The 1,597-nt window shown below is 67.6% G+C and carries 1 protein-coding gene; it reads left to right on the plus strand.

Going from position 1 to position 1,597, the window contains the following annotated elements; translation table 11 throughout:
- Positions 1-31 precede the first annotated feature (31 nt).
- Positions 32-1,597: glycosyl hydrolase family 28-related protein (locus tag ACOJSF_RS01845; protein ID WP_420140537.1), on the plus strand; the 1,566-nt coding region annotated here is incomplete at its 3' end.

Raw genomic sequence — 1,597 nt, forward strand, 5'->3', positions numbered from 1 at the left:
ATCCGCATCCTAGCCCTGTGAGGACTACGCCATGCAGCTCAAGATCGTCATCCTCAAGGCAGCACTGACCGCGGCGCTGCTGGCCACGGTCTCTCCCCTTGCAGCTCAGGGGATCTCCGCCTTGCAGACGATGCCCAGCGATGCCCGCGCCGTCACGGTGCGCGGAATAGGCGATGGACAGGCGGATGATAGCGCCGCGATACAGCAGGCGATCGACGCGACGGCCGACCAGGGTGGTGGCGGCATCGTGTTCCTGCCTGCGGGCGAGTACCGGATCACCCGTACCATCTTCCTGTGGCCCGGCGTCCGCCTGCTCGGGACCGGCGCCACCCGGCCGCGGATCGTGCTGGGCGATGCCACGCCCGGGTTCCAGCAGGGTCTCGCCAACATGATCGTCTTCGCCGGCGCGCGCCGCAGCGGCGAGGGCGGCAGGAGCGAGGGTGGTCGGCCGGGTACCCGTCAGGCGCCACCGTTCCCGGTCCACGGCAGTGTGCCGTTCGACCCCGCGATCGCCGATGCCCATCCAGGATCCTTCTATTCCGGCATCAGCAACATCGACATTCGAGTAGGCGAGGGCAATCCGGCAACGGCGGCGATCCGTTTCCACGCGGCGCAACACGCCTTCGTCACGCATATGGACTTCGATCTCGGCTCCGCCTTTGCTGGGCTGTACCAGGTCGGCAATATCGGACAGGCCCTCCACTTTCGCGGCGGCCGCTACGGCATCGTGACGGAGAAGCCGTCCCCCGCCTGGCCCTTCGCGCTGATCGATGCCACGTTCGAAGGGCAGCGCGACGCCGCGATCCGGGAGCACGAGGCGGGGCTGACGATGGTCAACGTGGCCATTCGTGACACACCCGTGGGTGTCGAGATCGACGAAGGCTACGGCGACTGGCTGTTCGGCAAGGATCTGCGGTTCGAGAACGTGTCGCGCGCGGCCGTTATCATCTCGAATGAGAACACCGCCTACACTCAGGTTTCGTTCGAGAACGCGTTGGCCGCAAACACGCCGACATTTGCCCACTTCCGCGACAGCGGCAAAACGGTCGCCGGCAGCGGCGACGCCTACAGCGTTGCCCGGTTCAACTACGGCCTGGCCGTGCCGGGGTTCGACCGGATGGGCAGCTTCGCCACGGTGATGGAGGCTTCGCCAATTGCGGCCCTGCCCCCCCGCGGGTCGGCGGCGATCCGGGCGTTGCCCGCCACCGGCGAGTGGTACAATGTCCGCGATGGCGGGGCCAAGGGCGATGATCGCACCGACGACACAGCCGCGATCCAGCGCGCGATCGACACGCATCGCGTCGTCTACTTTCCCGCCGGCCGCTACATCGTCACCGATACGCTGCGCCTGCGCCCCGATAGCGTGCTGGTGGCGCTGCATCCCAGCCTGACGCAGATCATCCTGCCGGACGGCACGGCCGCGTTCCAGGGCGTGGGTGCACCCAAGGCGCTGATCCAGACCGCGGCAGGCGGTGATGCGATCGTATCGGGGCTAGGGCTGTTCACCGGCGGTATCAACCCGCGGGCGACGGCGCTGCTCTGGATGGCCGGGGCGGAATCCCTGGTCGATGACGTCAAGTTCCAGGGCGGGCATGGC

Origin of the sequence: Sphingomonas sp., assembly GCF_048594985.1 — a bacterium.
Taxonomy (GTDB): domain Bacteria; phylum Pseudomonadota; class Alphaproteobacteria; order Sphingomonadales; family Sphingomonadaceae; genus Sphingomonas_I.